At 52.3% G+C, this 25208-nt stretch carries 26 protein-coding genes; 18 read left to right on the top strand and 8 right to left on the bottom strand.

Annotated features, from left to right (window positions below):
* Nucleotides 1-76: 76 nt before the first annotated feature.
* Both ppsA and mfnA read left to right on the top strand, forming a co-directional pair.
* The gene (ppsA, locus tag McpCs1_RS05330; RefSeq protein ID WP_338096229.1) at nt 77-2362 is read left to right on the top strand and encodes a phosphoenolpyruvate synthase; all 2286 of its coding nucleotides are present in this window, start codon (nt 77-79) and stop codon (nt 2360-2362) included.
* 30 nt (nt 2363-2392) lie between these two features.
* Nucleotides 2393-3490, top strand: a complete 1098-nt coding sequence (mfnA, locus tag McpCs1_RS05325; protein ID WP_338096228.1) for a tyrosine decarboxylase MfnA — start codon at nt 2393-2395, stop codon at nt 3488-3490.
* A gap of 146 nt (nt 3491-3636) precedes the next feature.
* On the opposite strand, the gene McpCs1_RS05320 is transcribed toward mfnA, so the two are convergent.
* The gene (locus McpCs1_RS05320; protein ID WP_338096227.1) at nt 3637-4347 is read right to left on the bottom strand and encodes a YkgJ family cysteine cluster protein; all 711 of its coding nucleotides are present in this window, start codon (nt 4345-4347) and stop codon (nt 3637-3639) included.
* Between the two features lie 123 nt (nt 4348-4470).
* Between McpCs1_RS05320 and tsaA the strand changes: the two genes are divergently transcribed.
* The 9 genes from tsaA (at nt 4471) to McpCs1_RS05275 (ending at nt 11675) form a co-directional block, all read left to right on the top strand.
* On the top strand, nt 4471-4977 hold the full coding sequence (tsaA, locus tag McpCs1_RS05315; RefSeq protein WP_338096226.1) for a tRNA (N6-threonylcarbamoyladenosine(37)-N6)-methyltransferase TrmO: 507 nt from the start codon (nt 4471-4473) through the stop codon (nt 4975-4977).
* A gap of 74 nt (nt 4978-5051) precedes the next feature.
* Nucleotides 5052-5261: a TOBE domain-containing protein gene (locus McpCs1_RS05310; RefSeq protein ID WP_338094297.1), complete on the top strand. Its 210-nt coding sequence runs from the start codon at nt 5052-5054 to the stop codon at nt 5259-5261.
* A gap of 182 nt (nt 5262-5443) precedes the next feature.
* A complete protein-coding gene (locus tag McpCs1_RS05305) occupies nt 5444-5629 on the top strand; it encodes a hypothetical protein (protein ID WP_338096225.1) in 186 nt (61 codons plus the stop codon).
* On the top strand, nt 5626-6831 hold the full coding sequence (locus tag McpCs1_RS05300; protein WP_338096224.1) for a molybdopterin molybdotransferase MoeA: 1206 nt from the start codon (nt 5626-5628) through the stop codon (nt 6829-6831). Before McpCs1_RS05305 ends, McpCs1_RS05300 begins: the two co-directional genes overlap by 4 nt.
* Nucleotides 6822-8333 (top strand): molybdopterin-binding protein, encoded by a 1512-nt coding sequence (locus tag McpCs1_RS05295; protein ID WP_338096223.1) that lies wholly within the window; start codon nt 6822-6824, stop codon nt 8331-8333. The genes McpCs1_RS05300 and McpCs1_RS05295 overlap by 10 nt, the downstream gene beginning before the upstream one ends.
* A 99-nt stretch (nt 8334-8432) precedes the next feature.
* Nucleotides 8433-9248, top strand: coding sequence for a molybdate ABC transporter substrate-binding protein (modA, locus tag McpCs1_RS05290; protein WP_338096222.1), 816 nt, complete (start codon nt 8433-8435; stop codon nt 9246-9248).
* 16 nt (nt 9249-9264) lie between these two features.
* Nucleotides 9265-10086, top strand: a complete 822-nt coding sequence (locus tag McpCs1_RS05285) for an ABC transporter permease (protein WP_338096221.1) — start codon at nt 9265-9267, stop codon at nt 10084-10086.
* A complete protein-coding gene (locus McpCs1_RS05280) occupies nt 10079-11143 on the top strand; it encodes an ABC transporter ATP-binding protein (RefSeq protein ID WP_338096220.1) in 1065 nt (354 codons plus the stop codon). Before McpCs1_RS05285 ends, McpCs1_RS05280 begins: the two co-directional genes overlap by 8 nt.
* A 1-nt stretch (nt 11144) precedes the next feature.
* Nucleotides 11145-11675, top strand: a complete 531-nt coding sequence (locus McpCs1_RS05275) for a nucleoside-triphosphatase (protein ID WP_338096219.1) — start codon at nt 11145-11147, stop codon at nt 11673-11675.
* A gap of 254 nt (nt 11676-11929) precedes the next feature.
* On the opposite strand, the gene McpCs1_RS05270 is transcribed toward McpCs1_RS05275, so the two are convergent.
* Together McpCs1_RS05270 and McpCs1_RS05265 are read right to left on the bottom strand one after the other, a co-directional pair.
* Nucleotides 11930-12613 carry a hypothetical protein gene (locus McpCs1_RS05270; RefSeq protein WP_338096218.1) on the bottom strand — a complete coding sequence of 228 codons (684 nt, stop codon included), beginning with the start codon at nt 12611-12613 and terminating at the stop codon, nt 11930-11932.
* On the bottom strand, nt 12610-14331 hold the full coding sequence (locus McpCs1_RS05265; protein ID WP_338096217.1) for a formylmethanofuran dehydrogenase subunit B: 1722 nt from the start codon (nt 14329-14331) through the stop codon (nt 12610-12612). The genes McpCs1_RS05270 and McpCs1_RS05265 overlap by 4 nt, the downstream gene beginning before the upstream one ends.
* A gap of 105 nt (nt 14332-14436) precedes the next feature.
* Here McpCs1_RS05265 and mobB point away from each other — a divergent pair, with 105 nt between their 5' ends.
* Nucleotides 14437-14862 (top strand): molybdopterin-guanine dinucleotide biosynthesis protein B, encoded by a 426-nt coding sequence (gene mobB, locus McpCs1_RS05260; RefSeq protein WP_338096216.1) that lies wholly within the window; start codon nt 14437-14439, stop codon nt 14860-14862.
* Between the two features lie 263 nt (nt 14863-15125).
* Here the strand turns inward: mobB and thiC are convergent, their stop codons facing one another.
* Nucleotides 15126-16391, bottom strand: a complete 1266-nt coding sequence (thiC, locus tag McpCs1_RS05255) for a phosphomethylpyrimidine synthase ThiC (RefSeq protein WP_338096215.1) — start codon at nt 16389-16391, stop codon at nt 15126-15128.
* Between the two features lie 38 nt (nt 16392-16429).
* Here thiC and McpCs1_RS05250 point away from each other — a divergent pair, with 38 nt between their 5' ends.
* The 5 genes from McpCs1_RS05250 to mutM are packed head-to-tail and all read left to right on the top strand — an operon-like array spanning nt 16430 to nt 20183.
* Nucleotides 16430-17032, top strand: a complete 603-nt coding sequence (locus tag McpCs1_RS05250) for an MBL fold metallo-hydrolase (protein WP_338096214.1) — start codon at nt 16430-16432, stop codon at nt 17030-17032.
* Complete coding sequence (locus tag McpCs1_RS05245; RefSeq protein ID WP_338096213.1) at nt 17025-17528, top strand: GIY-YIG nuclease family protein; 504 nt, start codon at nt 17025-17027, stop codon at nt 17526-17528. Before McpCs1_RS05250 ends, McpCs1_RS05245 begins: the two co-directional genes overlap by 8 nt.
* Nucleotides 17525-18451, top strand: coding sequence for a DUF1848 domain-containing protein (locus McpCs1_RS05240; protein ID WP_338096212.1), 927 nt, complete (start codon nt 17525-17527; stop codon nt 18449-18451). Before McpCs1_RS05245 ends, McpCs1_RS05240 begins: the two co-directional genes overlap by 4 nt.
* A 9-nt stretch (nt 18452-18460) precedes the next feature.
* Nucleotides 18461-19366 carry a radical SAM mobile pair protein B gene (locus tag McpCs1_RS05235; RefSeq protein ID WP_338096211.1) on the top strand — a complete coding sequence of 302 codons (906 nt, stop codon included), beginning with the start codon at nt 18461-18463 and terminating at the stop codon, nt 19364-19366.
* Nucleotides 19344-20183 (top strand): bifunctional DNA-formamidopyrimidine glycosylase/DNA-(apurinic or apyrimidinic site) lyase, encoded by an 840-nt coding sequence (gene mutM / locus McpCs1_RS05230; RefSeq protein WP_338096210.1) that lies wholly within the window; start codon nt 19344-19346, stop codon nt 20181-20183. Before McpCs1_RS05235 ends, mutM begins: the two co-directional genes overlap by 23 nt.
* A 224-nt stretch (nt 20184-20407) precedes the next feature.
* Here the strand turns inward: mutM and fmt are convergent, their stop codons facing one another.
* Both fmt and def read right to left on the bottom strand, forming a co-directional pair.
* Nucleotides 20408-21340, bottom strand: a complete 933-nt coding sequence (fmt, locus tag McpCs1_RS05225; RefSeq protein ID WP_338096209.1) for a methionyl-tRNA formyltransferase — start codon at nt 21338-21340, stop codon at nt 20408-20410.
* Nucleotides 21337-21828, bottom strand: a complete 492-nt coding sequence (gene def, locus McpCs1_RS05220) for a peptide deformylase (RefSeq protein ID WP_338096208.1) — start codon at nt 21826-21828, stop codon at nt 21337-21339. Before def ends, fmt begins: the two co-directional genes overlap by 4 nt.
* An 819-nt stretch (nt 21829-22647) precedes the next feature.
* On the opposite strand from def, the gene McpCs1_RS05215 reads away from it, so the two are divergent.
* The gene (locus tag McpCs1_RS05215; RefSeq protein ID WP_338096207.1) at nt 22648-24333 is read left to right on the top strand and encodes a hypothetical protein; all 1686 of its coding nucleotides are present in this window, start codon (nt 22648-22650) and stop codon (nt 24331-24333) included.
* Between the two features lie 262 nt (nt 24334-24595).
* Here the strand turns inward: McpCs1_RS05215 and McpCs1_RS05210 are convergent, their stop codons facing one another.
* The gene (locus McpCs1_RS05210) at nt 24596-24868 is read right to left on the bottom strand and encodes a type II toxin-antitoxin system YafQ family toxin (protein ID WP_338096206.1); all 273 of its coding nucleotides are present in this window, start codon (nt 24866-24868) and stop codon (nt 24596-24598) included.
* A gap of 3 nt (nt 24869-24871) precedes the next feature.
* Complete coding sequence (locus McpCs1_RS05205; protein WP_338096205.1) at nt 24872-25147, bottom strand: type II toxin-antitoxin system RelB/DinJ family antitoxin; 276 nt, start codon at nt 25145-25147, stop codon at nt 24872-24874.
* Nucleotides 25148-25208 lie beyond the last annotated feature (61 nt).

Here is a 25208-nt window from a genome sequence, read left to right as displayed (position 1 = left end):
CTTCCCTCTACCACCATACACCCGACCCAACGCAATCTATTATTGTTGTTTGGCACCAATGTAATAGCGAGTGTCTATGGACAAATCACCCGATATCTTATGGCTCAACGAAATCCGTAAAGATGACATCCCTTCTGTTGGAGGGAAAGGCGCCTCTCTTGGTGAAATGACCTCCATTGGTCTCCCTGTTCCACAGGGTTTTGTCGTGACCGCCCAGGCTTTCCGCAAATTTCTGCAGCTGACAAAACTTGAGGATTCCATCTTCGATATACTGGAAAAACTCAATGTCGATGACAACGATGCCCTCAACTCGACCGCCGACATGGTCAAAGAGATGGTAAGTTCCGTCAAGATACCTGATCAGATCAAAAAAGAGATCTCCGCATCCTACAAGAAAATGGGATCCGAGACGGTCGTAGCTGTCAGATCCAGCGCAACCGCAGAAGACCTGCCGGACGCATCCTTTGCCGGTCAGCAGGAAACCTACCTGAATATTCTCGGCGATGAAGACCTTCTTCAGGCCGTGCAGGACTGCTGGGCCTCCCTCTACGGTGCCCGCGCCATCTACTATCGTGCGAAACAGGGATTCGATGACCGCACCGTCAATATCGCGGTCGTCGTCCAGCAGCTGGTTTTCTCAGAAAAAGCCGGAGTCATGTTCTCGTCCCACCCGATTTCAGGGGCAGCAAACGTCATCATGGAAGGCTCATGGGGCCTTGGCGAAGCAGTAGTTTCCGGAACCGTTTCTCCTGACAACTATGTCTATGACCGCAAAAACAAGCGGATCACGACCAAAACCATCGCCAACAAATCCGTGGAAATTATTCCTGACGGAAACAAAGGAACCAAAACCGTAGCCGTCCCGGCAAACCGCCAGGACGCTCAGGTTCTCTCCGACAAAGAGGTCGCAAAACTCGCAGAGTTTGCCGTAATCTCTGAAGAGCATTACAAGATCCCGCAGGACATGGAATGGGGAATTGTGGGCGACACCATCTACATCCTCCAGTCCAGACCGATCACCACGATCCAGAAGAACGGAACCGCAAAGAACGGCGAGTCCTGCGGTGACGTCACTCCGGACGCAGAAGTGATCTTACAGGGATACGGAGCGTCCCCTGGTGTAGCGTCCGGCCCAGTCATTATCGTGACTGATGCACGCGACACCTCCCGTGTCAAAGAAGGCGACATCATGGTTTCTCCCATGACCAACCCTGACATGGTTCCAGCCATGCGCAAAGTAGTTGGTATCATCACTGACGAAGGCGGAATGACCTGCCATGCGGCAATCGTGTCCAGAGAACTGGGCACACCCGCAGTTGTCGGCACAAAGAAGGCAACAACGCTCCTCAAGGAAGGACAGATCGTCACCATCGATGGAGAGAAAGGTCTGATCTATGACGGAAAGCTCGCAGCAGCAGTTCCGGCAGCAGGCGCGGCCGTAACCGCAGCGGTTGCAGCAGCCCCGATTATTACGGCAACATCCGTGAAGGTCAACGTCTCTATGCCGGAAGCTGCCGCACGTGCAGCAGCTACCGGTGCTGACGGGGTTGGACTGCTCAGAATCGAGCATCTGATTATCGGTATGAACAAGACTCCCGGCTGGTACATTAAGAACAAGAAGGAAGAGGAGTTCATCTCTGAACTTTACAATGGTATCAAGACTGTGCTGGACGCATTCCGCGGCAAGCCGGTCTGGGTAAGAACGATCGATTCCCCGACCGATGAGTTCAGAAATATGGCGGGCGGCGAGGACGAGCCTGACGAGCACAACCCAATGCTGGGATTCCGCGGTATCCGCCGCGATCTTCGCCAGATCGATCAACTGAGAATTCAGGCTGCTTGTTTCAAACGTCTTTGGGACGCGGGATACGATAATCTCGGTATTATGTTCCCGCTCGTTCAGCACCCCCGCGAGTTTATCGCGGCAAAGGAGGCGTTCCGTTCCTGGGGTATTGATGTGGACAACCGTGTGCTCGGTATTATGGTGGAGGTCCCAGCGTCCGCTATTATTATTGATGAGTTCATTAAGGCAGGCATCAACTTCTGTTCGTTTGGAACAAATGATCTGGTTCAGTATACGCTTGCGGTGGACCGCAATAACGGTCTTATCGGCGATATGTATGAACCGGAGCATCCTGCGGTTATGCGGCTGATTGCAAGCTGTATTGAGCAGTGCCGCGAAGCAGGTGTCGAGTGTTCGATCTGCGGTCAGGCAGGTTCAGATCCGAAGTTTGTGAAGTGGCTGGTGAATCAGGGTATTGCGAGTGTTTCGTCGAACATTGATGCGATCCAGAAGATTCGCGAGACTGTCGCAAAGACGGAGCGCCAGATTCTTTTGAATGCGGCGTTGAAGAAGAATTAATTTTTTCCAATTTTTTCAGGCGTTATTTTTATGGAGGAGAGAGGATGCAGTAGGGAGGAGGTAATCTCCTTCCTTTCCGGTGTTCGGGCTGAGGATGTGCATCATGATCATATCCTGAGTTCGATGTGTACGATTCCGCATCCGATTGCGATTGCGGTGCAGGAGATGTTTTGTGCGACGAATCTGGGAGACCCTGGTCTGTTTCCCGGGACGATGAAAATCGAGGATCTGTTGATCAAATCCTTAGGCGATCTGATGCATCTGGGTTCTGCCGGAGGTTACGCGACTTCTGGGGGGACCGAGTCAAATCTTCAGGCGATTCGTATTGCAAAGAAGCAGAGACCTGATGCAAAGCATCCAAATATTGTGGTTCCTGCGTCTGCGCATTTTTCGTTTGATAAGACGTGTGATATGCTGGGTCTTGAGATGCGGGTTGCGCCATACGGGAAAGACTACATGGTGGATACCGAAAAAATGGCGGAGCTGGTGGATGCGAATACGATTGCGGTGGCGGCAGTTGCCGGGACGACCGAGTATGGTATGGTGGATGATGTGCAAACTATTGCAAAAATTGCAAAGGAGCATGATTGTTTCTGCCATGTGGACGCGGCATTCGGGGGACTGGTGATTCCGTTCCTTGAGCGGCCGATTCCGTTTGATTTTGCGGTGGCGGGGGTTGATTCGATTTCTCTTGATCCGCATAAGATGGGGCTTTCGACGATTCCGTGCGGGTGTCTTCTGCTGAGGGAGCAGGAGATGCTTGGGTGTTTGAATGTTGATACGCCGTATCTGACGGTGAAGAAGCAGTGTACGCTTGCGGGAACGCGGCCAGGGGCTGATGTTGCGGGGGCGTATGCGGTGATTCGTTATCTGGGCCGCGAGGGGTTTTCTTCGATGGTTGCCGGTTGTATGGAGAATACGCGGCGATTGGTTGCCGGGATGGAGGCCTGCGGGTTTTCCCGAGTGGTTGATCCGGTTATGAATGTGGCGGCGTTTTCTGGTGGGGGTTGTGTGCCTGAGGGGTGGAAGGTTTCGCATACGCGGGATGGGCATCTGCGGTTTGTGCTGATGCCGCATGTAACAAGGGATGTGGTGGAGCGTTTCCTTGCTGATGTGGCAAGGGGATAAGTTTTCTTTTTTTGTGTTTGGATAGTAAGGATGTTTGGGTTTTTGATATGTGGTCTCGATTGTGGTTACCCCAAGCGAGACCACCTATTGAAGCCTCAGATCCCCTTAGACTTTTCGCGTCAACCCCATCCCGCAAAAGTCAAAAGTTACCGATAATCCCCAGGCATCGCCTCTTCTAGGCAAAGCTCCTCCCCATTCCAGACGTAAACAGACACAGCGTCCTCCCCACGCAGAAACTCCCGCATTCGCAGATCATGATCGCGGCGGACGAATCTGATGCCCTTCTCAGAAAACCTCACGAGAACCGCCTCATGAAATTTGATCTCCTGCACAAGATACGCGGTCTCGTATGCGATGACCTCACCTGCCGCAGCGTCAGCCGCGGTTGTCGATATCTCCACATCATACTCGCCATGTTCGTCAAGCCCGCTGATCTGCCGCCAGTCGATACGTCCACGTGCGTCTGGTTCGCGGTGCAGCATATAGGGATAAATCCGGCAGATGGAAAATCTGCGGTCATAGATCGTGCAGCGTTTCTCTTCAGAGAGGAACACGCAAGAGCCGTCAGGTTTTGTCCTCAGTGCGTAGCCTGAGACATAGAAGTTTCCTTCACTGTCTGAGTAGGAAAAATCCGGCGCCGGCATCAGCGCTTCGGGGGCAAACGCGGCCGCGTTTCTCGCATCGGATGAGAGCAGAAACACATGGCCGTTAAAGTCACGGGTGCAGCATTTGCCGCAGCAGATGCAGGAAAATCCGATGTCCCGAATAATATCTGCAAGCTTCTCCTTCGGATAGGCATTGAGGAGAGAGAGCTCGCTCTGCAACGCAGCAAGTTCAGCTTCGGGACGAATCGGCATAATTGATCACTACTTGGACGTAGCGGAATATAGAATAGATTCTTTGTCCCTGACCTCTTCAGATTTCTCAAACCTGATCACCAACACCAGTATTTTTTGAAACACGAGCGCCAACAACATAGTATGGACTCAGTCACCTACCAGCCAATCGGCATCATCCATTCCTCGCACACGAACCTGCAAGGCATGCCGATTCAGCCGCCTGCCGCAAAAGCATGCACCGGCATCCTTGAGCTGCGGCCTGATCTGGAGGAGGGACTGCTTGGCATCGAAGGATTTTCCCGCATTATTCTGATCTATAGTCTGCACAAAAGCGAAGGCTTTGCCCTCACCGCAACGCCGTTTCTTGACACTGAGTCGCACGGCGTGTTTGCAACCCGGGTTCCCCGCAGGCCAAACCAGATAGGATTTTCGGTGGTCAGGCTGATTGAGCGGAAGGGGAGAAATCTTGCGATCGGGGATGTGGATATTCTTGACGGAACGCCGGTGCTCGACATCAAGCCGTATGTGCCCTTATTTGATGCGTATCCGAACGAACGATGCGGATGGTTTGAGGGAAAGCTCGGGGAAATCGAGTCAGCAAGATCTGACGACCGGTTTATGCGGCCTTTGTCAGAGACCAAACTATGAAAAGTTAATGAAAATACATTGTCACCTAAGCATGAGTTTATGATGAATCAGTGCATAGATATCAAGTGATTATCATGAAAATTAGTGCAAGGAACCAGATCAAGGGAAAGATTGTCAAGATTACGGAAGGCGCAGTAAACGCTGAAGTCGTGATTGAGATAACGGGCGGCCAGCAGATCACATCAATCATCACCAAGACCGCGGTAAAGAGCCTCGGACTCGCTGTAGGAAAAGAAGCCTACGCGATTGTCAAGGCAAGCGAAGTCATGGTCGGTATCGAATAACGAAATAATTTTTTTTCTTTTTTTTAGGAGTTCTGTGATGTGGTTACCCCAAGCGAGGCCACATATAAAAAATCCCAACCTCCTCAATCTCAGTTCTCGCGGATCGCAAGCCCTCCGGTCTTGCTCTTCATCCCCCGAACATATCCTAATCATTATTTATTCAGTCAACCATCATTTTAGATATGAAAAGTGAAACCAAAGAGAAGATCAGATCCATCTTTGCAGAGGAAGGCATCACCTCTGAGATCACTTGTGAACAAGCCTCAACCCTGTGCGAAAAATACCAGATCGACCCGTTTGACATCGGCAAATACTGCGACATAGAACACGTCAAATTCAAACACTGCAAACTCGGGTGCTTCAAATGAGATTCCTCAGGCTGCAAACAGCAACCGCAGCAGAAGACGCACTCCTCGCAATCACCAAACCCCTATCAAAGGAAACAATCCCCTTAGACCAGGCCTGCGGCAGAATCCTCGCAGACACCATCACCGCATCTGAAGACATCCCCGGATTTGACCGCTCAGTCAAAGACGGCTACGCAGTCCGCTCAACAGACACCCTTGGGGCCTCAGAACAAAAACCAAAAACCCTCACACTCACCGGAAAAATCCTCATGGGCCAGAACAACTCTGGCTTCCTCGACGAAAAAACCGCCAAATACATCCCAACTGGCGGCGTCATGCCTGAGGGCGCAGACGCAGTCATCATGCAGGAAAACACCGAACTCGCAGGCGACCTCGTCATCATCAAAGGCCCCGTAAACCCGGGAGCAGACGTCCTTGCAAAAGACGAAGACTTCGCCAAAGGCCAGACTGTATTTCTTGCTGGAACAAAACTCACAGCTCAGGCAGCAGGCGTCCTTGCAGCACTCGGCATTGATCCCGTGAGCGTAAGCCGCAAGCCAAAAATCGGCATCATCTCAACCGGCAACGAACTCGTAGCACCCGCAGCAGAGCTGCATATCGGCCAGATAAGAGACGCCAACAGCACCCTCCTTCAGCACTTCGTCACCGAAGCTGGCGGTGTGCCCACGTTCTACGGCATCATCCCTGACATCGCAGAAACCCTTCAAAGCATGCTTGCAACCGCAGTAGCAGAATGCGACGCAGTCATCATCTCAGGCGGCAGCTCCAAAGACGAACGCGACGTCACCGCAAAAGTCATCGCAGAACTTGGCACAATCCACGTCCACGGCATCTCAATTGCGCCCGGCAAACCAACCATTATCGGATCCATTCACCAAAAACCCGTCATCGGACTACCCGGGCATCCGGCATCCACCTACATGATCGCAACCGCCTTCGCAAGACCCATGATGGCAAAAATGACCGGCGAACAATTCAACGACCGCATCGTCTCAGCAAAACTCGCCATGAGCTTCCCCTCAGAAAAAGGACGCGAAGACCTCATCCGAATCAAAATCTTACCGGACGGGCGAGCAGAACCAGTCCTTGGCAAATCCGGTCTCTTAAACACCCTCATCCACAGCAACGGCTACATCCGCGTCCCCGCAGGACTCGACGGACACGAAGCAGGCGAAACAGTGGAGGTCCACCTATGGCAATGAAACGCTACTTACACCAGATAACCGTCAATGAAGCGGTAGAAGTCATCAAAAGCATTCCACCGCACACCACCATCCGCCGCGTTCCGGTCATTGAATCGGTCGGCCACAAACTTGCCCAGTCGATCTACGCCGAGTACTCGGTTCCCGAAGTTCCGGTCTCTGCGATGGACGGCTTTGCCGTCAAATCATCACAGACAGTAAAAGCAGGCGACCAGACGCCCCTCACCCTCAAAAACTTCGCACAGGTCAACACCGGCAACGTCATCCCCAAAGAGTTCGACGCAGTCATTCGCGTCGAAGACGTATGGTTTGAAGGATCTTCTGAAGCAATCACCATTCGCAAATCCGTCAATCCGGGCACAAACGTCCGGGCCGCAGGCGAAGACATCAGAGCAGGCCAGCTCATCCTTCCTGCCGGAACCATCATCCGCCCGTTCGACGTGGGAGCAATCGCCTCCTACGGAATCACCCACGTAAGTGTCAGATCTGTCTCGGTCGGCATACTCCCGACCGGTACCGAACTCATCATGCCGGGCGAGCGGCCAGCTCCCGGTCAGGTCGTTGAAAGCAACACCACAATGGCAGAAGCCTACCTCCGCCAGTTCGGTGTTGGCGTCATCCGCTACCCGCCAGTCGTTGACAATCCGGTCCTCATCCGGGGAGCACTCGAAAAAATTCTCGCGGAAAATGATATCGCCATCGTCTCTGCGGGGTCCTCAGCCGGCACCAAAGACTTCACCGCAAAAGTCATCGCAGAACTTGGTGAACTCCTCTTCCACGGCGTCGCCGTCAAACCGGCAAAACCTGCAATGTTTGGACTCGTCGGAAAAAAACCGGTCTTCGGACTGCCCGGCTACCCGCTCTCGGCACAAACTGTTCTCCGCCTCTTTGTAGGTGAACTCCTCGAATCATGGGGATGGAAGAGACCCAGACATGCCTACATCAATGTCAGACTCGGCGACTCCATCTCGTCCGAAGGCGGCATTGATGAGTTCAGTCTGCATGCAGCAGCAAGAATCGGCAGCGACTATGCCGCAATTCCTCAGTCGCGAGGTGCAAGCGTCCAGATGACAGGCGTTCGATCCAACATTGTCATTCAGATTCCAAACGGCATCGAAGGATTCGAAGCAGGCGAAATTGTGCCCGCCCTCCTCGCCGTCCCGATCGAAGAACTCGACCGAACCGTTTTGATTGCGGGCGTCTATGACGCCTCTATCGAAGCGCTCACCGAACTTGCCGTCAAAAAAGATATCCGCATTAGAACCGGCAACTTCAACGGACTCTCAGGACTCATGCTTCTGATGAAAAACGCCTGCCATCTCGTCTGTATCACAGATTCCTCTGACCTCGCCGTGCTCGGCGACCTGCCAATCGTGCAGCATAAGATCACCAAAAATGCAGTTCTGGTCTGCCGCAAAGAGATGGAGAACGATCCACTCACAAAAACAGTACTCGAGCTTGCAGACTCAGCAGAGTTCAGGAAAAAACTCTCCCGCTCCTGACCGGCTTTGGGTAAGTTTGTTAACAATGTTAAATTGACTTGTTAACGAAAAACACCTTACTCTTAAATATCATTCAGACGAACAATGATCTGAATACGTATGAGACTGAACAAATCTTTCATTTTTGCAGCACTGCTGGTGTGTGTAGTGCTGACAGTCGCGATCGCCGGTTGTATCGGAACAACGACTCCCGAAGAGCAGACGCCGGTCGAAATCGACGTCTATGCCGCAGCATCACTGACCGGTGTCATGACCGAGCTTGGCAACAAGTTCATGGCAGAGAACAAGAACATCAAAGTCAACTTCAACTTCGCCGGAAGCCAGACCTTAAAGACCCAGATTCTCGAAGGTGCTGACGCTGACCTCTACATCTCGGCAAACAACGCACAGTTCACGCCGGTTGTTGACGCAGGCCTCATTGGCGAGAAGAAGATTCTTCTCAAGAACAAGCTCGCAATCGCCGTCCCGAAAGCAAACAACAAAAACATCACTGACCTTGCCGGCATGGCAGAAAAAGACGTTGTGCTCGTAATCGGTAACAAAGATGTTCCGTTCGGCCAGTACACCCGCGATATCATCAACAAGTACCAGAACGACAGCCACGATGGATACGTTGACGCATTCATGGCAAACGTGAAGTCAGAAGTTGACGCAGTCGACAAAGTCAAGCCGCTGCTTGTCCTCGACGAAGCAGATGCATCCCTTGTCTACAAGTCTGACATCTCCAAAGCAGACAAAGATGATATCACTTTAATTGAACTCCCAGACAAGTACAATGTAATTGCAGACTACCCGTACGGTATCATCAACACAACAAAGAACCCTGATGCAGTCAAAGCATTTGAGTCCTATATGACCGGTCCTGTTGGAACCGCACTTCTGAAGGACTACGGATTTGATCCGGTAGCCGCATAAAGACAAAGGAAAATCTATGAGTCAGGCACGCGCAAAACATCATCAAGTTTCCCGCATCGGAACAAAGGCGATTGTTGCCGGACTCATCTTCCTATTTCTTATTTTTATTACCATTCCGCTGGTCTCGCTGTTTACGCGAGTCAGTCCGGAAGATTTCATCACAGCCCTCTCAAGCCCTCTTGCCCGCGACGCACTCTGGCTCAGTGTTATTACCGCAACGTTCAGCACGATTGTGGTGGTAATTCTTGGAACCCCTCTTGCGTATGTGAATGCACGCTTTTCTTACTGGGGCCGTGATATTGTTGATACATTAACGGATCTGCCGATTGTGCTGCCGCCAACCGTCGCAGGTCTTGCACTTCTGATGGCGTTCGGGCGAAACGGTCTTTTAGGCCAGTATTTGAGCGTCTTCGGCGTCCAGATTGCGTTTACGACGGTTGCGGTCGTGATCGCCCAGATATTTGTTGCGTCACCGTTTTACATTCGTCAGGCGCGGTCGAGTTTTGAAGGAGTAGATCAAAATCTCGAAGCTGCCTCACGGACACTTGGCGCAACGCCGATTCAGACATTTTTCAAGGTGACGATGCCGCTCGCGGCAAGTTCACTGTTGTCAGGTATTATCATGACGTTTGCAAGAGCTCTTGGCGAGTTTGGCGCAACGCTAATGTTTGCCGGCAATTTCCAAGGAAAAACCCAGACGATGCCGCTCGCTATCTACAGCGAGCTGCAAAGCGATATGGCGGTTTCAATTGCGCTGGCAATTCTTCTGGTGGTGTTTTCGTTCGCGATCATTCTTGCCGTAAAGTATATCGGAAGAAGGGAGAACACGTATGCTTGAAGGATCGTTTTCTGCACAGCTTCGCGATTTCGATCTGAACGTAGAAAATTTCACGGTGAGAGAGGGCGAGACGCTTGCTTTGATCGGGGAGAACGGAGCAGGAAAGTCAACGGTCCTGCGGATTCTGTCCGGCATTTTAAAGCCAGCATCAGGAAAGATTTCGCTGAACGGCCGCATTTTGTATGATTCAAATACGGGCGTCCTTCTGCCGCCCGAAGACCGCAGAATCGGGTATATGTTCCAGAACTATGCGCTGTTTCCGCATATGACGGCTAAGGAGAACATCGCATACGGCCTCAAAGTGCAGAAGATGCCGCAGGCTGATATCGATTTTCGTGTTGGTGAACTCTGCGAGCGGATGGGTCTGTCAGAGGTTGCGGATCAGCGGGTGACGCGGATGTCGGGCGGGCAGCGTCAGAAGACTGCGCTTGCCCGTGCTCTTGCACCAAGGCCTGAACTGCTACTCTTGGATGAACCGCTGTCGGCACTTGATGTGCGGACGCAGGAGCAGATGCGGCGAGAGCTTGCGTCCGTGATTCGGGCTGAGCAGATCCCCTGTATTCTGGTGACGCATTCACTCGTCGACGCTCTTTCGTTTGCGAACCGGATTGCGGTGATTGAGCGGGGCAGAATTGTTGGATCGGGGATACCGGAAGAGATGATTCATAATCCGGTTAACGGGTTTATGTCGACGTTCTCGGAGAATCTGAATCTGTTTCGAGGAAAAGTGGTGGTCAGCCGCAGCGGAGTTGTCTGTGTGGATGTTGGGGGCGTGAAGATTCGTGCGGCAACCGCTCTTTCCGGCACGGTGAGTGTTGGCATCCGGCCCGAGGAATTAATCATCTCCCGCGAGCGGTTTGTGTCGAGTGCAATCAACTCGTTTACGGGCACGATTACAAAAATCGAGGATACGGGTCTGTACCAGTTAGTGCACGTGGATATCGGTATTCCGCTTGCGGCGTCCGTGACGCAGCAGAGTATTGAGCGGCTCGGCCTCGCGACCGGCCAGACGGTTGCGGTGACGTTTAAGGCGACTGCGGTTCAGGTGTTTGTCTGAAATGCAGCGGCATCTGTTTCTGACCGGAGATATTCAAGTCGGGAAGAGTACGATTATCAGCCGTGTTCTTGCGGAGCTGGATGTTCCGGTTTCCGGGTTTTTGACGGTGGCAGTGCCGGATGCCGAAGGCAGTTCGAATATTTTTTTGGTTGATGCACAAGATCCGGTTTGTTCAGAGAAGTGCCGTCTTGCTCACCGCGTGCCGGGAAAAATGCCTGAGGTGCGTGAGGAGGTGTTTGTCGCTATCGGGATTCCGCTTCTTCAGGACGCCGCAGGCCCGCTTATTCTGATGGATGAGCTTGGGTGGATGGAGAGTTCGTCGTATGCGTTTCAGCAGGCTGTGTTTGCGGTGCTGGACGAGGATGTACCGGTTCTGGGGGTTGTGCGGGATAAGCGACTTGCTTTTCTGAACGCTGTGCGGGATCACCACGCGGTTGAGGTGCTTGTGGTGACGCGGGAGAATCGGGAGGAGATGGTTGATGTGGTGAGGGAGAGGGTGTTGAGGGCGATGCGGGATACTCGGGGAACCTGAATAATTTCGTAAATGCGTACTGTTGAGTGGTAAATGATGTTTTATTTCGAGGGAACCACGAACCACACGAAATGACGCGAAAACCGTAAACTCACGAAACATTACGAAAAACACGAAATGATTTAGTTGGTTTTTTCTGCAAAAACCGTGATGAAATTATTTCGTGTTTTTGTATTTTTGTATTTTTTCGTGTGGTTCGTGTTTCCTACAAAGCAAAGCCACGCTCATCATTCAACAACAAAAAAGAAAAAAAATTATCTGCGCCAGAGCAGCAGAAGTGACAGAGCCGCAATCAATCCGGCACCGAAGTAGAACGAACTCGCAGGCGTTGTCGGGGGTGTTGTTGGAACGGTTGTCGGAACCTCAGTCGCCACAGTTGTCACAACAGTTGTCGGAACAGTAGTGAAAAACGTATGCGGCGGAAGCGTCTCAACCGTTCTCACAGTCGTAACCGGCAGAGTAGCCGCTGTCGGCGCAGGTTTGCTCTCCACCGTTACCGGCGTTGAAACAAACGTATCCTTCGTCGCACCATTCGCCATCATTACCTTCATCTGCCAGAGGATAATCTCCTGTCCGACATCATAGCTCGCAGGCGTTCCGGTCAGAGTCGTCGTCAGCTTCGTATCATTGTCATCAGTAGAGATCGTAAACCCGCTGATCGTCCCGTGTTCGTACGGGAAGTCCCAGGTCTGCGTAACTCGTCCGCTCACAACAAGATCAATCTTCCAGACTGGGTCTGAAAGCTCGGTATCAAACTCCAGCGTATAGATCGGAGAGAACCGCTCGCCGACAAAGATCTCCTTATACACCGTCATCTCCTGACCCGCAATAACCGGGCCTGTCGGAAGATAATCTGCATCAAACTCCGTCACTCCTGCTGCTGCCGGAACTGCCAGAAGAGCAGCTGCAATCAGCAGTATTACTAAACTACGTATCATTTTCGTTCCTCCTTGATTTTCTTGATCTCCTCTAACAAACGGGTCAGAACAACCTCGTCTGAGGGCATACCTGACGTAAACGCCTTTCGTACATGAATCGGCACCCCGTCAAGCCGGTATGCCGTTCCTTCCGCATCAAGACCAACAGACGCAACCGGAATATGCAGTTTCGCAATCGCGGTCGAGAGTGAGATGAACGGATCGATCACCACCGTATTGATGCGGGCGAGATGGGCGACCGTCTCGCGGGGAAAGTGCGCGCCGAGATCGGTTCCGATAATCATCACCGCGTCAGCCTCGTGCTTGGCGAGGATGTCAACTCCGCTCGTCTCGCCGGGATTGTAATGGACGATGCCCCGCGAGTAGTCCACCGCGTACGGATATCCTGCCGCAAGCGAAAACATCTGGTTCGTGCCGTCCACATTCCAGTGACCGCGAAGCGGCGTTAACGTGTACTTCGTGTGCCGGTTCAGTTCATCCACCAACTCAATGCCGGCGCGGACATTCTTGTACTTGCCCCGCGACTGGGTCAGACCGATACCAGTAAAAAACGCGCCGAACTTTGCGTTCAGTAAAATATCTGCGACCTTGAAGAGGACGCTTCGTTCAACTCCCGCGACAGTGTCAGGAATCACATCACGCTCGCCCCGGACAATCGCCCGAAGCGCATTGAAGAGCGCGTAGTCTCCGCCGGGTTTTACCTGAATGAAGATGTCGGCAAGTTTTGCGGTCTCTGACTCGCGGATATCCACCACAATAACCGTCCGGTCGGCTCGTCCTTCGGGCCGGAACGCACCGGTTGAGTAGGTTGAATAGCGGGAAAGATGACGGGGATGCGCCGCGATCGGATTGCAGCCCCAGTAGACAAGGACGTCTGCGCGATTTTTCACCTGTCCGAGAGTGCAGCCAGGGTGGCCAACTTCCTGCACCGCCATAATGGTCGGGCCGTGACACTCAGACGAACAGTTGTCCATCACGGCGCCGATCTCTTCGGCGATCTCAAGACCGATATGCATCGCTTCAGTCGAGGTCCCTGACCAGCCGTAGAAGAGCGGACGTTTCGCATTCGCAAACATCTCGGCCGCAGTTTTGATGGCTTCATCAAAACTCGTCTCCTTCCAGTCGTCTCCTTCGCGGCGGATAGGGACAGCCATTCTGCCATGGGAACGGAACTTTCCCGCGCAGAGCAGACAGCCGTTTACAACGTCAGTGACAATGCCGTCAGCGATGTGGAGTTCGATATCGTCGCAGAGGCAGCCGCAGAGCGGGCAGGCATGGTTTTTGAGTACTTTTTCGCCTTGTTCAAGATCGGGGATTATTGTTCCCGTAGGAATCTTGTATCTTCTGCCGCCAAGCTCTTCCATCAAGTCCCATGCTGACTGGAGCGGAAGCTCAGTCTGCGTGACTTCAACCGGGACTCCTTTGAAGTCCGGCGCTCCTGTTGAGTGGGTGAACTCGTGAAGAATGAAGTTTGCGTACGGGCCGCAGGGGAGGTAGGCGACACCTTCGGGGGTTTCGGGAGACTCGCGAACCGAAAAAACGGTTTTCCCAGCAGTACTCTCGATGAGAACATGCTCGCCATCTTCGACGCCGATTTCCATTGCATCCATTGGATTGAGGAAACAGTAGGAAGTTTCGCGTGAGTAGGATTCAGAGTCTTTATAGTACAGCTGGGCACCCTGTTCGGGTGTTCGTCCGCTGCTCATAAGCAGTTTCATGAGAGTTGTATCCCGACCGTTCAGGCTTATTTTGTCCGGTCATCTTATGAAGTATGTATCCGGGTGTAAATTAATAAAGTGATCTTAGGGTGCAATACTATAGATATGCGGATCATCAATATCATCGGCCACTCGAACTCGGGGAAGACAACCATGATCACGAAGCTCGTGCCACTTCTTGCAAGGGTCGCAACCGTTGCCACAATAAAACATATGGGCCATCACATCTGGGAGCTGCCGAAAGGAAAGGACACTACGGTGCATTTTGAGGGGGGAGCTATTGCTACGACCGGCATTGATGCAGAGAAAGCGGTGATGAGTCTTCGGACGATGGATGTGTATGAGATTCTGGACTTTTATGCATGGAAGGGATACGAATACGCGGTTGTCGAGGGGTTTAAGGAGGAAGGGTTCTCCTGTGTGGTGCTTGGCGATCTTGCGGCGAAAAATGTGGTGATGCGGGATGCGAATGCTGAGGAAGTGTTTGCGATGCGGGATCAGTTTGATGTGTATGTGCCGAAAAATCGGTGATGCTGGTTCAATAAGGTCTGATGTATAAAGTCTGGACCATCTCAAACTTTTTTTTATGTGGTCTCGCTTGGGATAGCCACGATTCGCATGCCAAAGGCATGCTCATTGCTTCACAGCTTCGCAGGAAAACACTGAACACACGGAATTCCTTTTTCTTATGCTATTTCATATCGCGTAAGCTCTATTCATAAGACAAAACATTCGTCACTTTGTAACTCTCATTCAAAAAATTTTCCAAAAAAAAAATTACAAAAAAATCCTTCTCAGATCTTCTTCTCGAGCGCCTTCTCAACGATCTTAATCGCGCACAGATCCCCGCACATCGAACAGGTTTCGCATGCGCCATCGCGGTCATGCACCGCACGGGCATGATCACCGAACAGCGACAACGCATACTGCCCTTCCCAGTCAAGCGTTCTGCGTGCCTCAGCCATCGCAGCCTGACGCGGCAGCTCAGCATCCCGTCTGCGGGACAGATCGCCCACATGCGCCGCAACCTTTGCGACCCGCGTCCCCTCAGTGATATCCTTCGTATCAGGCAGCGCCAGATGCTCTGACGGCGACACCATACACAGGAAATCTGCCCCAGCAGCTGCTGCCGCAGCCCCGCCGATAGCGCCTGTAATATGATCATACCCGGGAGCAATATCCGTTACCAGCGGTCCGAGCAGATACAGCGGAGCAAAACCCGTGATCTCCTTAATCATCTTCACATTATACGAAATCTCATTGTAGTCCATGTGTCCCGGCCCCTCAATCATCCGCTGCACTCCTCTCGCGTGCGCAACGCGGGCAAGCTTTCCGAGCGTCAGATACTCCTGCGACTTTGCAAGCCGTGTTGAGTCCACATATGCGCCGGGACGCATCCCGTCCCCAAGCGACAGCGCAATCTCATACTCATCCAAAATCTCCAGCAGATACTCATACTCAGCATACAGCGGATTCTCCTCGCCGGATGCAAGCATCATCGCCGTATGAAACGACCCGCCGCGGGAAACAACGCCCATCACTCTTGGGTCCAGACGCAGCGTCTCCACCACCTCAAGATTTACCCCGCAGTGCAGCGTCATAAAATCCACACCCTGCTCAGCCTGCTCGCGGATAACCTTGAACAGCAGATCAGCAGACAAATCAATCACATTGCCCGCACGCCGGACCGCCTCGTAGATTGGCACCGTTCCGACCGGAATCGGGAGCTTCAAGATCTCCTTACGCATCGCCGCAAGATCGCCGCCGGTAGAGAGATCCATAATCGCGTCCGCACCGTTCGCAATCGCTGCGTTCGCTTTCTCTATTTCCATCGCCGGATCGCATCGCTGACCCGACGTTCCGATATTTACATTGATCTTCACCCTCGCCCCTTCGCCTATCACGCAAGGAGTGTAGGGACGGCGGGCATTCTTCAGAAGAATTGTTCTGCCCGCGGCAATATTTCCGGCAAGCGCCTCAGGCGTCATGCCCTCGGCCTTTGCTGCCTCCATCAGACCAGCAAGGTCACCGTTTCGGCAGTCACGAAGAATTGAGTGCATTCGAATATATCATTTGTCCTCACGACTCATTATAATATATGAGTGAACCCATTCGCTGGCTGCGTGAGATAGGCTGGCGTTCCAACTCCTATGTATGCGGCAGCATTCTTGTCGATGCTTCCCAACCGGTGACGGCAGTCGCCCCCTATAAAGACCAGATAACCACGATCGTCTTAACCCACGGCCATTATGATCATATGGCAAATGTCCGTGCTCTTGCAGACCTCTGCGATGCAGAGGTCTGTGTGGGTGCAGGCGATCTGGCGTTTCTCTCGGACGACTCGCTCTGCCTCTCAACACATTTCGGCGAACATGCCCCAGGCATTTCAGCAACCCCGCTGAACGATGGAGACCGCATCGGTGAGTTCGTGGTCATCAATACCCCGGGTCACACCCGCGGCAGCATCTGTCTCTACCGCGAGGAGGACGGCGCATTAATCGCAGGGGATACGCTGTTCCCGCACGGTTCGTTCGGCAGAACCGATCTTCCGACCGGCAATCATCCTGATCTCGTCACTTCCGTGAACCGGCTTGCAGGTCTGCGCATTGAGTCGCTCTGGTGCGGTCATGATATGCCTGTTCCGTCCGGTGCGATGCGTGATGTTCTCCTGTCTCAGGCGGAAGTTCCGAAGTATGGATAAGGGGATTTACTGTCTGATTCTTGAGTGCACTGCTCCGCAGACGGTGCGGGTCGGTGCTCTTGGGGAACTGGATTTTCCCTCAGGCTGGTATTTGTATGCAGGCTCGGCCCTTGGGAGCGGCGGTCTCTTGCGGGTGAGCCGCCATGTTCGGTTCTATCGCGAGCAGTACCGAAGACCGAAGTGGCATATCGATTATCTTCTGGCGTCGCCTGAGGTCCGGCTCTGTAGGACGGTCTGTGCAAAGACTGAGTCGGATCTCGAGTGTGTGCTTGCGGCTTCTCTTGGAGGGGACGGGGTTCCTTCCTTCGGCTGTTCGGACTGCGACTGTGCAACGCATCTGTTTTATCGCGAAGAGATGCCGGAGGCTGAGGTTCTTGCGGCGTTTGAGAGAACAGGGCTGTGCGGGGTGGTGCATGACGTCCTGCCTCCCACGGAAAACACGGAGCACACAGAAAAATTAAACATCACGACACACAATAAGGAGCATAATCGATGATACTCAATACCGGCGGACGGACAGACACCGTTCAATACTATACAAAATGGCTGCTGAAACGGATTGAGGAGAGATATGTCCTATCCCGCAATCCGCTATTCCCGAACAAAGTCACGCGCTATGAGCTGACGCCGGATGCGGTGGACTGCATGGTGTTCTGCTCCAAAGATTACACACCCATTCTGCCGTATATCAGAACGATTGCCGACCGGTTCCATACGTACTTCCACTACACCATCACCGCCTATGGCAAGGATGTGGAGCCGGGCGTTCCTTCTATTGACGAGAGCATGGACACGCTTGTCCGATTATCTGAAATTGTCGGCAAAAAACGCGTTACTTGGCGTTACGATCCGGTACTGTTGACCGAAACCTACACGGTGGAAAAACACCTCGACACCTTCGCCTACATGACAGAGCGGCTTGCACCCCATGTTGACCACTGCATTTTCAGCTTTGTGGAGATGTACAAAAAACTGGAAACCAATATGCCGGAACTGATTTCCCTGACTGAAAATGATCGGGAGAGGCTGGCAGAGGGATTGGGCCGGATTGCGGGACAAAACGGCCTGCTCATTCAGACATGCGGCACCAATGGAGATTACACCCGGTATGGAATACAAACCTCCGGCTGTATGACGCTGGATACTCTCGGCAGCGCCAACAATGTTCGGTTTCGCAGCCTCAAACACAAAGGTATGCGGGAAGGTTGCCACTGCATCGAAAGCCGGGACATCGGTGCCTACGACACCTGCCTCAACGGATGCAAATATTGTTATGCCAACAAAAACCCGCAAAAAGCCCGCGACAATTATAAGCTACATGATTCAGATTCCCCCTTACTGCTGGGTCATGTGAAATCCACCGACATCATTCAGCAGGGTAACCAGAAAAGCTATCTGCAAAACGATTCCCGGAGATAGGCGATGGATATGGAGATCAAGCCCATCGAAACCAAGGATGTGATATCCAAGTCCAATCTGCCGGTGTGCGACTACTCGGCCAACCCTTATGTCGGCTGCCCCCATGCCTGCAAATACTGTTATGCCTCTTTTATGAAACGGTTCACGCATCACCCTGAGCCGTGGGGCAGCTTTCTTGATGTGAAACACTGGCCCGAAATCAAAAACCCGCAAAAATATGCAGGCAAGGAAATTTTCATCGGCTCGGTAACTGACCCTTATCACCCCTATGAAGAACAGTACGGGCGCACAAGGGCACTGCTGGAGCAGCTTGTCGGCAGCGGGGCAAAAATCAGCATAGCCACCAAATCGGATTTGGTGCTGCGGGATTTGGAACTGATCAAATCGTTTCCTGATGCCCGTGTTTCATGGTCAATCAACACACTGGACGAAAATTTTCAGTCAGATATGGATGAAGCCGTTTCCATTGAGAGGCGGCTCGCCGCTATGAAAGCATTTCACTCCGCAGGCATACGCACCACCTGTTTCATTTCCCCGATATTTCCGGGAATCACCGATGTAAAGGAGATCATTGTGCAGGTTAAGGGGCAATGTAATCTTATTTGGCTGGAGAATCTTAATCTGCGCGGTAGCTACAAGTCAGTCATTATGGAGTATATTCAGCAAAAATATCCTAAACTTCTGCCTTTATATCGGGAAATCTACAATCAAAATGATCATCGATACTGGAAGCTTCTTGATGCCGAGTTACAAGCATATGCTGCTGAAATCGGGCTTGACTATGTGACAAATGACGACAGCATGACAAGAACCATTGATGTTCCGCCTGTTATCGTCAATTTCTTTTATCATGAACAAATCAAAAAATCTGCGAGAAAGGAGGGGGAACGCCATGCCCGAGCTGCCGGAGATTGAAACAATTAAACGTGTTCTTCTGCCGCAGATGAAAGATGCGACGATTAAGACGCTGACCGTCAAGCGTCCCGAAGTCATCGCGTATCCGACAGCTGGCGAGTTTTGTAAACGGCTTGCCGGACAAAAAATATGTGATGTGAACCGGCGTGGAAAATTTTTGACCGTTCTTTTGGAGAGCGGTGATAGTTTCACGCTGCATCTGCGTATGACAGGTTGCTTATTGGTCACTCCGTCTGATTATCCGGCAGAGAAACACACGCATATCGTCTTTGAGCTTGATAACGGCAACGAAATCCGATTTTCCGATACACGCCGTTTTGGACGTTTTTGGTTTTTCCAAAATGGAGAAACAGACAGCTACAGCGGCATAGATAAATTGGGGCTTGAGCCGTTTGACCGCCGTCTTACCTCCGAATATTTGAAAGATCGTTTTGGTACAAGGAGAAAGTCCATCAAAGAATGTCTGCTTGATCAAAGTGCAATAGCTGGCATTGGCAACATTTATTCTGATGAAATTCTGTTTGCTGCAAAGTTGCTCCCCAAACGTCCGGCAAACACTCTGATCATCGATGAATGGCAGCGGTTGATTTCAAAAATTTCGGAAGTACTGATCTATTTCATCGAGAAAAATGCCGTCACGCCGGAAGAGTACTTGCAAGGCAAGGGACAGGAGTACCGCAACACACCGTTCCTACGTGTTTATGGAAATGATGATAAGCCTTGTCCGATATGCGGAGAGCTTCTTTGTAAAACTGTAATTGCAGGACGGAGCTGTGTCTATTGCCCTACGTGTCAGGGGGAGACAGAAGGTATATGATGCGTGCGTAAGACGATACTGCATTTCACGGAAAAGCGGAACGCATGCCCTTGGCCTGTTTACTGCTTCGCAGGAAAACACAGAAATAAAAACATCACGGAATCCGAAAACAATTCATTTCCGTGATGTTCACGTCTGCTCCGTGATATTTTTTTCTGTGGGACTCCGTGTGTTCCGTTTTTCCGTGGGCGACTCAGAAACAAAACTGAAACACCACAGAACTTTTACCCAAATCTGTCCCCGACACTCAGGTAATGCCCGTTCACCAGTTCAAACCCGGGCATCTCCTTCTTTCCTTCCGGTTTCGCCGACAGAATACACAAAGCCCCGTCTCCGGTCATCACCACCGGTCCCTTTCGTTTCAGAGCGTCCACCACCTGCCCGGGCTCCCCTGCATACTCCCCGAACACTCGCTCGCTCCGGTAGACCAGCAGCCGTTTTCCGTCAGGAAGCCTCGTGTTCGCACACGGTGCCGGTGACAGTCCGCGAATCCGGTTATGAATCATCCTTGCAGGCATCAACCAGTCAATCACACACTCCTCCTTTGTGATCGACGGAGCAAACGTCGCCTTCGCATGATCCTGCGGCGTTGCGCAAACCTCCCCGGACGAAACTCTCTCCAGCGCCTCAATCAGCGCTTCGGCCCCGAGGGCAGCAAGCCGGTCATGCAGCTCCCCAAACGTCTCATCATCTCCTACTGCAAGGGACTTTGAGAGAATCACGTCCCCTGCATCCAGGTCCTTTGTGATGTACATGATCGACACTCCCGCCTCCTCATCCCCGTTCAGCACCGAGTACTGCATCGGTGCAGCGCCGCGGTAGCGGGGCAGCAGAGAGCCGTGAATATTGATGATCTTCTGCGGCGGCAGATTGATGATCTCATCAGGAATCATCATGCCAAACGCCACCACCACGCCGATATCAGCATGCAGCGCCGCAAGATCCGTGAATAACTGCGGATCCCTCATCGACTCAGGCTGAAAGATTGGAATATCATGCGCGAGCGCATATTCCTTCACCGGCGAAAAAACAATCTTGTTCCCGCGTCGGTTCGGCTTGTCCACCCTTGTCACCACTCCGACAATCTCATGATCAGCCGCGACCGCCTCAAGAGCCGGAACCGCATACGCAGGCGTCCCCATAAACAGAACTCTCATTCGGTCTTCTCCCCGGCAAGCCGCTCCAGATCGCGGGCTACCATCTTGCGTGCGATCGGCGTCAGCCGGTCGACGAACAGAACCCCGTCCAGATGATCGTACTCATGCTGAAACACCCGTGCCGGAAAATCCTTCAGCTCCTCTTCGACCGTCTCCCCTGTCTCGTTCTGATACCGAACCATGATCCGCTTCGGCCGTCTGACTTTCTTGTGAACGCCCGGTATCGAGAGACATCCCTCCTCCATCTCAGATGTGGAGTTGCCGGATGAAAGTATCTCGGGATTGATCACTTTGCGGAGTTTGTCGCCTGCATCCATCACAAAAAACCGTTGAGGGACGCCGACCTGCGGTGCGGCAAGTCCGACGCCGCGGCTGTTTCGCATGAAAGGTACCATCTCTTCCAGCTGCAGCAGCAGTTCCGGCGTTATTGCATCGACCGGCGTGCATCCGGCGGACAGGACCGTTTCTCCGTATATATAGACCCGCATGTATGGGATATATTGAACGGCAGAAATCATGAACACTTTGTTTTGGGGAATATTTCTGATAAAATAGGACTTATGCGGTGGCAAGTTGTGATACCACGAAAAGATTTAGTCGATTTTTTCTGGAAAAAAAGTAAGTGGGTTAGTGGTGAGTGGGCATGATGAGAAAAAGAAAACCGCAAATCCACGCAAATCTCGCCATTCGGGCTCCACAAATCGCATTTGCGAACCATCGCTCTCATCCCGCCGGATTCCGGCGGGCTCGTTGCTATCGCAACCGCGACTGCAAATGCTGGACGGCGCCTGTCGGGCGCCGCCATGGGTTGAATGGATCGCCTCCGAAGTGTAGAACGATCTAAAAATTTTTGACGTAACGACATTTCACGCAGTGACACACCATGAATATTATCGATAAACAACAGGCGACGCGCGAATCGCGTCGTCCAGCGTTTGCCGTCGCGGTTGCGATAGCAACGAGCCCGCCGGAATCCGGCGGGATGAGAGCGACGAAATAGCAAACGCGATTTGCGGAGCGAGCATCAGCGAGCGAGATTTGCGTGGATTTGCGGTTTTTTTTCAAGCGAAACCACGCTCACCACTAACCCGCTTACATTTTCAGAAAAAACGGATCAAATCTTTTCGTGGTATCACACACCCCGTGGACATCTCAAAAATAATAGTACAACAACAACCAAAAATATACAATTATCATCTCAGAGAGCGCTATATATAGATCCGGGTTCTGACCCGCAGAACTCCCGCCAGCATACCGAAGCGGAACCATTCCCTCATCCCCATTCACCCACTCCCAAGGTGATATTCATGCCAAACAGCGAACAAATCCTCCCCCCTGACACTGGTCAGGACTCCGGCAACCTTGCCGATTTTCTGACCCCGTTTGAACACAGCCAAGACGCCTACTCTTCTTCCGAAGACTCTCCGGTGTTTCCCGCCGTGTTCTATCTTCATGAAAAGATCACTGATTCAGTCAAACAGGTGCATCTTGCACTCGCGCGGTTCAATGCCTCGGGCCAGGGTCCGAGCGTATTCCGGCAGGACGGACATCTTGTCCGTGTCGTTCAAAACGAAGACGGTAGCTACGCTGTTGTCCCGCTGGACCGCAACCGGCTTCGCCTGATCCTCTCAGAAGCCGGCACATGGAAACGTTTTTTGAAGGACGTCATTGTCGAGCCGCACAATGCCCTGCTGGACACAGCGATCGCCGCTCCTTCGGAGCGGTATCGGCTGATTCCTGCGCTTGCCGGTCTGCACTCCGGCGTTCTGCTTAGAGCCGACGGAACGGTTGCATGCACGGCAGGGTTTGATGCAGCGTCAGGATTTTTTCTGACCGCATCGCACACGCTTCCGCCGGTGCCTGAGCATCCGACCGAATCTGACGTAGAGTTCGTCCGCGAGATGTTTGCCAACATCTTCGGCGAATTTTTGTTTGCAGGCCCTGCGGATGCAGCGAACGCGATTGCAGCGCTGATGACTGCCGTTCTTCGTCCGACCATGCAGGGTCCGGTTCCCATCTGGGCGATCGACAAGAACACGCCGCGTGCCGGCGGGAGTCTTCTGGCCCTCGCGGTAGGTGCGCTTGCGCACGGCGAGGTTCCGTTCGTGCATGCGGCGAGCAGGCGTCGCGATGAGATGGAGAAGATTGTGCGGATGACCGTCCGCGAGAATCTCGGATACGTTGTTCTGGACAATGTGGTTGCCGGAACCGACTGGACGCCTGAAGTTCTGCTTTCGGCGACTTCCGGGTCAGGACGGGTGATGTCCCGAAACATGGGGACCTACTCTTCGTTTACCGGAAAAAACCCGGCGTTTTTTGTGGTGAACGGGGTGCATATGAGTATCCGGGCTGACGTGACCGGCAGAATGTTTCTGGTGCGGCTGGCTGCACCGAAGGCCTGGCAGGAGATTCGTTTCTCCCGCACGAAGACCGAGCTGCTGGAACCGGCATCCGCGATGCATCCGCAGGCGGTGTGGGGCGTTGCGGTGCTGCTCCGCAGCTGGCGCAACGCAGGCGAGCCTGCATTCAGGCTTGTGTCCGGGAATCTGTCTGAGTTTCCTGAGTGGCTGCATGTGGTGGGCGGCGCTCTTGCGCATGCCGGATGGTCTGCGATTCTTGCCAATCAGGGCGAGATGCAGAGCGAGGAGAACGAGGCGGATGTTGAGGGGACTGAACTGATTGAGGCACTGTATGCAACGTTTGGCGAGAGAGCGTTTTCGGCGAAGGCACTGTTGAAGATTCTGGTTGCGGAAGGGGCAGCCCGAAAAAGCGGGACCGGGCATGAGGGTCTGCTGAATTATGCGGATGAAGTGATGATCCGGTCCGCGGTTTCGGGGACGCTCTCTTCGGTGAAGGTGGGAATGTGGCTGAAAGAGTATGTAGGCACACGGTTTGCAGGAGCAGAGTGGTATCTGGAGAAGTCAGAAACCCGTTCCGGCAACTTCAAGATGTATTCTCTGCTGCCGGTCGAGCGGCAGGCAACGATTGCGTAAGGTTGTGCGCAATGTTGGGACACCAACAATTCCCTCATTTTTTTCGTATTTTTAATTTTTATGACTTTTTATGGGTATTTCGTATACTGCGTATAGTTGGAGTGTGTTTTGTCTGGATTTTCTTAGGGCTACCATATTATATTTAGATATGAGGTGAGTTTTCGTTTTCACTATACGTGTATACGAGCTCGCTCAGTATGAAGTTAAATGGTTATTCTGGTCTTTCTGCTGCGGCAAACAGTTGCGTATAGTTGGCAGAGTTTCAAAAAAGATCGCTGTGGGTGCCGGTCCTTGTCAGTGCGAGAATGAGAATCTCCTCGTCTATCCGATAGATGAGTATCCAGTCAGGCTGAATGTGGCACTCGCGAAAGTCCGACCATTCACCGTTCAGCCCGTGATCATAGTAGTTTTTCGGAAGTTTCTCTCCCAGTGCGAGAATCTCTATGACATTTTTCAGAAGAGAGATGTCGTATCCGCGTTTTCTGAGATTTTTTATATCTTTTTTGAATCTGCTGGTTACCGTTATTTCATACATGCGTCAGTCCAGCAGGTCTTTGATCAGGTCATCCGCATTTTTGTATCGTTTTGCAGATCTTTCGCGGGAAATTTTTCGCGCTTCCTGCATCGCCTGCATGGTTTCCTCATTGGACGTTTCTATTTTGAGTTCAAAGGGAAATCCATTGCAGCGGACGAGTGAGGCGAGGAAGATGTTGACCGCGTTGGACAGATTTGTTCCCAGCTCTTTGCATACGGCTTCGGCTTTGTCTTTTGTTTCCGTCTCGACGCGAATGCTGAGTGAGGAGGTTTTCGTCATGGACTTTTGTACCTGTTATGTATAGTATTTGTATGACATTTATAGTTGATTGTAGGGAGTG

The sequence above is a fragment of the Methanorbis rubei genome (genome assembly GCF_032714495.1).
In the GTDB taxonomy this organism is placed as follows: Archaea; Halobacteriota; Methanomicrobia; order Methanomicrobiales; family Methanocorpusculaceae; genus Methanocorpusculum; species Methanocorpusculum rubei.
This window is presented reverse-complemented; position numbering and strand designations above follow the sequence as displayed.

What these genes read in the sequence shown, in the direction of transcription:
- McpCs1_RS05305 (WP_338096225.1), top strand. Translation starts at nt 5,444, where the DNA reads ATGAAAAGTGAAACCAAAGAGAAGATCAGATCCATCTTTGCAGAGGAA.
- McpCs1_RS05250 (WP_338096214.1), top strand. Translation starts at nt 16,430, where the DNA reads ATGAGTGAACCCATTCGCTGGCTGCGTGAGATAGGCTGGCGTTCCAAC.
- thiC (WP_338096215.1), bottom strand. Translation starts at nt 16,391, where the DNA reads ATGCACTCAATTCTTCGTGACTGCCGAAACGGTGACCTTGCTGGTCTG.
- McpCs1_RS05310 (WP_338094297.1), top strand. Translation starts at nt 5,052, where the DNA reads ATGAAAATTAGTGCAAGGAACCAGATCAAGGGAAAGATTGTCAAGATT.
- ppsA (WP_338096229.1), top strand. Translation starts at nt 77, where the DNA reads ATGGACAAATCACCCGATATCTTATGGCTCAACGAAATCCGTAAAGAT.
- McpCs1_RS05265 (WP_338096217.1), bottom strand. Translation starts at nt 14,331, where the DNA reads ATGAAACTGCTTATGAGCAGCGGACGAACACCCGAACAGGGTGCCCAG.
- mfnA (WP_338096228.1), top strand. Translation starts at nt 2,393, where the DNA reads ATGGAGGAGAGAGGATGCAGTAGGGAGGAGGTAATCTCCTTCCTTTCC.
- McpCs1_RS05300 (WP_338096224.1), top strand. Translation starts at nt 5,626, where the DNA reads ATGAGATTCCTCAGGCTGCAAACAGCAACCGCAGCAGAAGACGCACTC.
- tsaA (WP_338096226.1), top strand. Translation starts at nt 4,471, where the DNA reads ATGGACTCAGTCACCTACCAGCCAATCGGCATCATCCATTCCTCGCAC.
- McpCs1_RS05275 (WP_338096219.1), top strand. Translation starts at nt 11,145, where the DNA reads ATGCAGCGGCATCTGTTTCTGACCGGAGATATTCAAGTCGGGAAGAGT.
- fmt (WP_338096209.1), bottom strand. Translation starts at nt 21,340, where the DNA reads ATGAGAGTTCTGTTTATGGGGACGCCTGCGTATGCGGTTCCGGCTCTT.
- McpCs1_RS05240 (WP_338096212.1), top strand. Translation starts at nt 17,525, where the DNA reads ATGATACTCAATACCGGCGGACGGACAGACACCGTTCAATACTATACA.
- McpCs1_RS05235 (WP_338096211.1), top strand. Translation starts at nt 18,461, where the DNA reads ATGGAGATCAAGCCCATCGAAACCAAGGATGTGATATCCAAGTCCAAT.
- McpCs1_RS05210 (WP_338096206.1), bottom strand. Translation starts at nt 24,868, where the DNA reads ATGTATGAAATAACGGTAACCAGCAGATTCAAAAAAGATATAAAAAAT.
- McpCs1_RS05320 (WP_338096227.1), bottom strand. Translation starts at nt 4,347, where the DNA reads ATGCCGATTCGTCCCGAAGCTGAACTTGCTGCGTTGCAGAGCGAGCTC.
- modA (WP_338096222.1), top strand. Translation starts at nt 8,433, where the DNA reads ATGAGACTGAACAAATCTTTCATTTTTGCAGCACTGCTGGTGTGTGTA.
- mutM (WP_338096210.1), top strand. Translation starts at nt 19,344, where the DNA reads ATGCCCGAGCTGCCGGAGATTGAAACAATTAAACGTGTTCTTCTGCCG.
- McpCs1_RS05285 (WP_338096221.1), top strand. Translation starts at nt 9,265, where the DNA reads ATGAGTCAGGCACGCGCAAAACATCATCAAGTTTCCCGCATCGGAACA.
- McpCs1_RS05280 (WP_338096220.1), top strand. Translation starts at nt 10,079, where the DNA reads ATGCTTGAAGGATCGTTTTCTGCACAGCTTCGCGATTTCGATCTGAAC.
- mobB (WP_338096216.1), top strand. Translation starts at nt 14,437, where the DNA reads ATGCGGATCATCAATATCATCGGCCACTCGAACTCGGGGAAGACAACC.
- McpCs1_RS05245 (WP_338096213.1), top strand. Translation starts at nt 17,025, where the DNA reads ATGGATAAGGGGATTTACTGTCTGATTCTTGAGTGCACTGCTCCGCAG.
- McpCs1_RS05295 (WP_338096223.1), top strand. Translation starts at nt 6,822, where the DNA reads ATGGCAATGAAACGCTACTTACACCAGATAACCGTCAATGAAGCGGTA.
- McpCs1_RS05270 (WP_338096218.1), bottom strand. Translation starts at nt 12,613, where the DNA reads ATGATACGTAGTTTAGTAATACTGCTGATTGCAGCTGCTCTTCTGGCA.
- def (WP_338096208.1), bottom strand. Translation starts at nt 21,828, where the DNA reads ATGCGGGTCTATATATACGGAGAAACGGTCCTGTCCGCCGGATGCACG.
- McpCs1_RS05205 (WP_338096205.1), bottom strand. Translation starts at nt 25,147, where the DNA reads ATGACGAAAACCTCCTCACTCAGCATTCGCGTCGAGACGGAAACAAAA.
- McpCs1_RS05215 (WP_338096207.1), top strand. Translation starts at nt 22,648, where the DNA reads ATGCCAAACAGCGAACAAATCCTCCCCCCTGACACTGGTCAGGACTCC.